5 protein-coding genes are annotated in these 5854 nt (G+C 66.2%); all 5 read right to left on the bottom strand.

The genetic code is table 11. The features are described 5' to 3' along the window. The coding region (locus ABYB95_RS15540; protein ID WP_372659472.1) for an NUDIX domain-containing protein at positions 1–1163 on the bottom strand (1163 nt) is incomplete at its 3' end. 31 nt (positions 1164–1194) lie between these two features. Next, the gene (locus tag ABYB95_RS15535; protein WP_372659471.1) at positions 1195–2625 is read right to left on the bottom strand and encodes a VWA domain-containing protein; all 1431 of its coding nucleotides are present in this window, start codon (positions 2623–2625) and stop codon (positions 1195–1197) included. Next, positions 2609–3577: a MoxR family ATPase gene (locus tag ABYB95_RS15530; protein ID WP_008905370.1), complete on the bottom strand. Its 969-nt coding sequence runs from the start codon at positions 3575–3577 to the stop codon at positions 2609–2611. The genes ABYB95_RS15535 and ABYB95_RS15530 overlap by 17 nt, the downstream gene beginning before the upstream one ends. Continuing rightward, positions 3549–4709, bottom strand: coding sequence for an acyl-CoA dehydrogenase family protein (locus ABYB95_RS15525; RefSeq protein WP_008905371.1), 1161 nt, complete (start codon positions 4707–4709; stop codon positions 3549–3551). The genes ABYB95_RS15530 and ABYB95_RS15525 overlap by 29 nt, the downstream gene beginning before the upstream one ends. A 13-nt stretch (positions 4710–4722) precedes the next feature. Further along, the coding region (locus tag ABYB95_RS15520; RefSeq protein ID WP_372659470.1) for an acyl-CoA dehydrogenase family protein at positions 4723–5854 on the bottom strand (1132 nt) is incomplete at its 5' end.

Here is a 5854-nt window from a genome sequence, read left to right as displayed (position 1 = left end):
TCGGCCAGCGCGCGGTCGGGGGCGAAGGCTGCTGTGGAGCGGGCGGTGGCGGCGCTGGCCAGGCCCAGCACGGGCGGCGTACGGCCCGTCAGGCGGGCGCAGGCCTGGGCCAGCGGCCGTGCGGCGGGGGAGTGGTCGGCGTGCGAGTGGGTGCAGACGATGGCCGTGATCTGGCCCGCCGTGAACGCCAGCAGGCGCTCGATATGGTCGTTCAGCAAGGGGCCCGGATCGATGACGATGTAGCCACTGGCCGCGTCACCCACGATGTAGCTGTTGGTGCCGGGGCCGGTCATGACGCTGGCGTTGGGGGCGGTGAGGCGATGTAGGTTCCGCAGCAGGGGCACCGGCCGTTCGTGCTGCCAGTCCAGCGCATGTTCCAGTTGTCCGGATGGGCACACCAGCGCGAGCTCGGCGTAGGGCAGGTCCTGCTCCATGAAGCGCTGCGGTTGACCGCCGACCAGACCACCACGGGGGGTGGAGTTCCACAGTGGTTCGTCCTCGGTGCAGGCCGCCAGGGCCTGCCCGGCCTGTTCGAAGGCCGACAGCCAGTGCAGGGTGCGGATGGTGGGGAAGATCATGAAGAAGTTGCCGGCCTGGTGCTGCGCCAGCGCATCCTGGGGCCGGACCCAGACCGGCTCGAACTGCTCCATTTCGTCGGCCACCGGTTCCTGCTGGTCGGGCATCAGCGCAGCGAAGAAGACGGTGTCGAAACGCTTGGGCACGCTGCGGTCCGTGGTCCAGCAGGCCAGCATGCGCGCCTGATCGACCGCCAGTGACCAGCCCTGGGCTTGCAGTTGCGGGTACAGCGCCCGGCTGCGGTCCAGCGCTTGAAGGTGGGTGCGGGTGATGGGCCTGCCATCGGCCTGCACGGCCAGCAGGATGCCCAGTTCCTCGAAGGTTTCCCGCAGCGCCGCCAGCGCCGCCGTGCGGTAGCGTCCGCCCGCGTCGGGGGCGCGCGCCAGCGTGTGTGTCTGGTGGTCGTCGGCGTCCACTCGCCCGCCGGGGAACACATAGGCGCCGGGCAAGAAGCTGGCGTTTGGCGAGCGCCGGGTCATCAGCACTTCGACGCCCAGCGCTCCGTCACGCAGCAGCAGCAGGGTGGCCGCTGGGTGCGCCACGGCCGGTTCTTTGCGGGGGTGCAGTTGCAGGGTGGGGCGGGCCATGGCGGTGTTCCTTGCGCGGGGGATGGGGGCTCTACGCGCTGGCCGAATGGGTGCGCAGCAAGGCGTCGAGTGTGCTTTCCAGGTGGGTGAGGGAATTGCATTCGCGCGCGATGTGGCAATAGGGCGCGTAGCGCTTCATCTCCGAATCGCCCAGGCCCCAGAACGAGGTGGGCTCGGGATTGAGCCAGATCACCCGGCGCGCGCGCTCATAAAGCTGCTTCATGACCTCGACATGCGCCTCGCCGCGGTTGTTGCGCGCGTCGCCCAGGATCAGCACCGTGGTGCGGCGGTCGATGTCGCCCAGCAATTGTTCTTCAATATCGAGCAGGGTTTGACCGTAGTCGGTGCCGCTGCCGCCCACGGCCTGCATCACTTTGTCGACCGCTTGCTCGACCGGCAGCAGCTCGAAGGTGTCGCTCACGTCCACCAGGTGGTTGGTGAAGGCGAAACTGCGCACGTCGCTGACCTGCTCGCCCAGGCTGTGCAGGAACAGCAGCAGAAAGCGCGCGTACTGGCGCACCGAGCCGCTGACGTCGCAGATCGCCACCACGCGTGGCCGATCCACCACCTTGGAGCGCCAGAAGGTCTCGAACATCACGCCGTCGTAGGCCGCGTTCTTGCGCAGGGTCTTGCGGAAGTCGAGCTGGCCGCGCACCCGCTGCTTCTTGCGCCGCGAGTGGCGATCAGCCAGCCGCTTGGCGATTTTGCTGACGATGACGTGCATGCGCGCGAAATCGCGCTTTTCGATGTTGGAGAGCTTTTGCGTTTGCAGGAAGTCGTCGTGCAACTGGCGCGTCGGGGCCGTGCCGAAGAGCGCGAGTTTGCGTTCGACAAAATTGCGAACCTCCTCGAACAATTTTTTGCGCGCCAGTTCAAGCTCCTCGGCGCGCTCGGGCGCCAGCGTCTGGCGTTTGGCGTCAGAGATTTCGCGGTCCAGCAGTTCCAGGCCCATGGCCTGCTGGATCTTCTGGGTGTAAAAACCCTTTTGCGTGAAGAACCAGATGTCGGTCAGGCCCACCTCGCGCGCGGCTTCCTGCATGCGCTTGGCCAGCGCCGCCGAGTCGCCCGACAGCAACAACTGCGACAAGGCCTGGCCGCCGCTGCCCTGGCAACCGCCCGGCCCGCCGGAGCCGGTGGCTGTCTGGTTTTTGGGGCTTTGCTCGGGCGGGTCTTGCGCTGGTGTGGCGTCGGCGCCGGGTTGGACGCCGGGCCGGACCGCGCCGCCAGGGGCTGCCAGGTTTTCAAAAGAGCTGAAACGAAAGAAACGGTCAAAGGCCTCGTCGAACAGGGCGCGGTCGACCGTGGTCTTGGCCAGCGTGGTGCCCAGCGCGCTCTTGAGCAGGGCGCGGTCGCTCCAACCCACCAGTTCGACGGCACGCGCCGCATCGACCTGGGCGTTGAGATGGATTTCAAGGTCGCTGCCGCGCAGCGCCTTGAAAAAATCTTCAAGCGTGGCTTGCACGGGGACTCTCCGCATCCTTGCGCGCTTGTTGCAGCAGGGTGGACATCTGCTCGTTGGCGGTGGCGATGTCTTGCTCGAACTTGAGGAAGACATTGAGCGTGTCGCGCACCACGTCCAGGTTCAGGTGTTCGGCGTGCAGCAGCAGCAGCGTCTTGGCCCAGTCGATGGTTTCGCTGACCGAGGGCAGTTTTTTCAGGTCCAACTGGCGCACCGCCTGGATGAAGGCCACCAGCTCCCGGTTCAGTGTTACCGACAGGCCGGGCACGCGCCGCTCCAGGATGCGCCGCTCCAGCGCGGCTTTGGGGAAGGAGATGTGCAGGTGCAGGCAGCGGCGCTTGAGCGCGTCGCTCATTTCGCGCGTGTTGTTGCTGGTGAGAAAGACGAGGGGCTTGACCTTGGCCTTGATGGTGCCGAGTTCGGGTACCGAGACCTGGTAGTCGGACAGCACTTCGAGCAGGAAGGCCTCGAATTCGGGGTCGGACTTGTCGATCTCGTCGATCAGCAGCACGCAGCCGCGCTCCTGGTGCAAGGCCTGGTAGAGCGGGCGCGGTTCGAGGAAATGCTCGCTGAAAAACAGGTCGTCGTGCGCATGCAGCTTGTCCATGGAGGCGGCCAGGCCGACGGCGCCCTGCATCATCTCGCCCAGCTTGTCCTTGAGCAGTTGCGTGTAGAGCAATTGCTTGCCGTATTTCCACTCGTACAAAGCCTTGGATTCGTCCAGGCCTTCGTAACACTGCATGCGGATCAGGGGCACGTCGAGAATCTCGGCCATGCCCTTGGCCAGTTCGGTCTTGCCGACGCCGGCCGGGCCTTCGACCAGGATCGGCTTTTCCAGGTTGAAGCCCAGATAGACCGAGGTGGAGATTTCGCGGCTGGCGATGTAGTCGACCGAGGCGAAGGCTTTGGCGACTAGGTCAACGGAATCAAAGTGGGCTTGGTGCAGTGATTTCATGGGTTGTCGTTGATTTCAAAAGGGTTTCTCCGGCCTGGAATTGCCGGGATTCGGCGATGCTGCGGGCGATGCCCTGCACCAGGCGCAGGTCGCGCGCCAGGGTGAGCAGGGCCGGTTCATGGTCGTCCAGGGCTGCGGCAAAGGATTCACAGGTGCCTTGCCAGCGATCAAACAGGCGGCGCGCGCCCAGGTTGAACGCCGCCAGCGCCTCGTTGGGGCCATGCTGGTCCAGGTGCTGAGCGGCATGGCGTGCCACGGGCGAGAGGGCATCGAGTTCGAGTTGCAAGCCACCCAGGTCCCGGGTCAAAGCCGGCGTGCGGGCTGCATGGCGAAACCAGCGTGCCAGGGTATCCAGCTCGGCTTGCATGGCGCCGAGCATCGGGCCCAGCAGCAGCGCGTCTTCGATCGCGCGCAGTGGCCGCGCGATGGTGTCGAAAGCCTGCCCAAGCTCGCCCAGGCGCTGGCTTTGCGGCACCCGGCAGCCGACCAGGCGCAGGCCGCAATGGCCGAGCGGCGCCAGTCCGCGCACTTTGTCGTCCAGCTCGCGGGTCAGCCCCGGTGTGTTGGCTTCAACGACGAAGGCATCGAAGCGCTTGCGCCCTTCGTGTTCGCCGCTGACGGCCAGCACGATGATGGCATCGGCGGCCGGGCCGTTGCTGACGAAGGCCTTGTGGCCGTCAAGAAGCCATTCGTCGCCGTCCCGCACCGCACGGCAGCTCAGGTGTTTGGGGTGTGCGCCCGTGCCGGGCTCGGAGATCGCGAGTGCCAGCAGGGTGTCGCCGACCGCTATGGATTGCAGCAGCGCACGATGCCGGTCGCTGCGCAGATTCGGCGCCAGCACGAAGCGCGCCAGCATTTGCTGCATCATCCACGCCATGCCCAGCCCCAGACTGGCGGATTCCCGGGCGACGATGCCGGCCACAGTACTGACCAGCGCGGCGTCCGCTACGGGCGCCCCACCGTCGCTGTCGAAGCCCACGCCGAGCAGGCCGCTGGCGCCGAGGTGGCGCCACCAGGCGCGGGGGAAGCCGTGCGCGCAGTCAGGCGCTGGCGCGTTCGCCAGGGCCAGGCGCATGGCCTCGGGCAGCGCCGGGTCCGACTTGGGTTGCTCAGGGGATTGAGAGCGGCTCATAGGTCCATACAGATCAGGCGTAAAACCCGAGCTGTCGCGCCGCCAGGTCGCGCATCACTTCTTCGGCGCCGCCACCGATGGCGTTGACCTTGACTTCGCGGTAAATGCGCTCCACCTTGACGCCGCGCATGAAACCGGCGCCGCCGTGCAGTTGCACCGCCTCGCTGGCGCAATAGGCCATGGTCTGGGTGGCCTGGTTTTTCAGCAGGCAGATTTCGCCCACCGGCGTGTCGCCCTCTTCGACGCGCCAGGCGAGCAATTCCAGCAGGGCCTGGGTCGCCTCGACGCGCATGGCCATGTCGGCGAGTTTGTGGCGGGTGACCTGCTGGTCGATCAACTTGTCGCCAAACATCTCGCGCTCACGCGACCAGGCCAGCGCCTCGTCCAGGCAGACACGGGCAAAACCGTTGGCGCCGGCGGCGAGAAAGATGCGCTCGCGGTTGAAATTCTTCATGATGGCTTTGAAGCCCTGGTTTTCCACCCCCACCAGGTTCTCCACCGGCACGCGGCAGTTGTCGAAATACAGGGTGGCGGTGTCGGAGCACCACCAGCCCATTTTTCTCAAGGGCGTTTGCGTAAAGCCGGGCGTGCCTTTCTCGATCAGCAGCAGCGACACGCCGCCCGGCCCCGGCCCGCCGGTGCGCACCGCCACGGTGTAGAAGTCGGCGCGCATGCCGGAGGTGATGAACGTTTTCGAGCCGTTGACGACATAGTGATCACCATCCCTGCGCGCCGTGGTCTTGAGGTTGGCCACGTCCGAGCCGCCGGAGGGTTCGGTGATGCCGAGTGCGCTGATCTTCTCGCCCCGCAGCACCGGCGGCAAGACGCGCTGCTGGAGCGCCTCGCTGCCCACGTTGACGATGGGCGGGCAGCCGATGGTGTGCGACAGCAGACTCGCCAGGACACCACCAGCACCGCAACGCGCCAGTTCCTGCGCGGCGATGATGGTCATGAACAGGTCGCCGTCGTTGCCGCCGAAGGCTTCAGGAAAACCCAGGCCCAGCAGGCCGATTTCGGCCGCCTTGCGGTACAACGCGACAGGAAAGGACTCGGCTTCGTCCCAGGCATCCACGTGCGGACTGATTTCTCGGGCGACGAAGCGGCGCATCGCGTCGCGGAACGCCAGATGCTCGGGCGTATAGAAG

It is taken from the genome of Hydrogenophaga sp., from assembly GCF_041633695.1.
Taxonomy (GTDB): Bacteria; Pseudomonadota; Gammaproteobacteria; order Burkholderiales; family Burkholderiaceae_C; genus Hydrogenophaga.
This window is presented reverse-complemented; position numbering and strand designations above follow the sequence as displayed.